This window comes from Streptomyces sp. SA15, assembly GCF_002291145.1.
Lineage (GTDB): Bacteria > Actinomycetota > Actinomycetes > Streptomycetales > Streptomycetaceae > Streptomyces.
Genome location: NZ_NTGE01000005.1, coordinates 1 through 915, shown reverse-complemented (window position 1 = coordinate 915; position 915 = coordinate 1). Strand labels below are relative to the sequence as shown.

At 77.6% G+C, this 915-nt stretch carries 1 protein-coding gene and 1 pseudogene; both read left to right on the top strand.

All coding sequences use genetic code 11. From position 1 onward, the window contains the following. Positions 1-434 (top strand): type II secretion system F family protein (locus tag CLM62_RS00050; RefSeq protein ID WP_179381876.1); only part of this gene is annotated, 434 nt, incomplete at its 5' end. Continuing rightward, positions 431-915: pseudogene (locus CLM62_RS00045) on the top strand (hypothetical protein); the annotation flags it as partial. The gene CLM62_RS00050 and the pseudogene CLM62_RS00045, both read left to right, overlap by 4 nt.

The window sequence follows — 915 nt, the reverse complement described above, 5'->3', positions numbered from 1 at the left end:
GGGCTGGGCGAGGCCCAGAGGCGGCCGTGCTGGCGGCGGCGCGGTTCGGCGGTGACGTTCCGGCCGCGCTCGCCGTCGTGGCACGGCAGCCGGGCGCAGAGGGGCTGCTGGGCCTTGCCGCGTGCTGGCGGGTGGCTGTGGACCAGGGCGCGGGGCTCGCGGCCGGACTCGACCGGCTGGAAGGGGCGTTGCGCGCGGAGCGGGACCAACGGGAGGACCTGCGGTCCCAGTTGGCGGGCGCGCGCTCCACGGCGGTGATGCTCGCCGCGCTGCCCATCCTCGGGCTCCTCCTCGGCATCGCCCTCGGCGCCGACCCGCTGCACGTCCTGCTGCACACCGGGGCCGGCCTGGGCTGTCTGCTGGCCGGCGCTCTGCTGGAGGGGCTCGGGATGTGGTGGGCGATGCGGATCGTGCGGGGAGCGGAGGCGGCGTGAGTACGGAAGTTGTCCACAGGCTGGGGGTTGTCGTGGGGGCGGCGCTGGTCCTCGGGTGGCTGCTGCGGTGGGCGGGGGCGGTGCGGCGCGAGCGCGGGGTCCGGCGGCGGCTGGGTGAGCTGGTGGGCACCGCGCGGGAGGCGTCCACCGGACCGCGCTTGCGGGTGGGGGAGATGGCTCGGCAGTGGCTGCCCCTGGTGAGCGTGGCGGGTGCCGGGTGGGTGGTGGTCGGCGGGGTCGTCGGCGCCGTGGTCGGGCTGGGCGTGGCGGCTGGGCTGTGGCGATGGCGTCTTCGGCAGGCGGCTGTCGAGGACAGGGCGGTATGCGACGCCCGTGAGGCGGTCCGGCAACTGCCTCTCGCGGCCGACCTGTTGGCGGCCTGCATCGCCGCGGGCGCCGCTCCTGTGACGGCGGCTCAGGCGGTGGGTGAGGCCCTGGGCGGCCCGGTCGGCGAGGGGCTGGCCCGAGGCGCGGCGGAAGC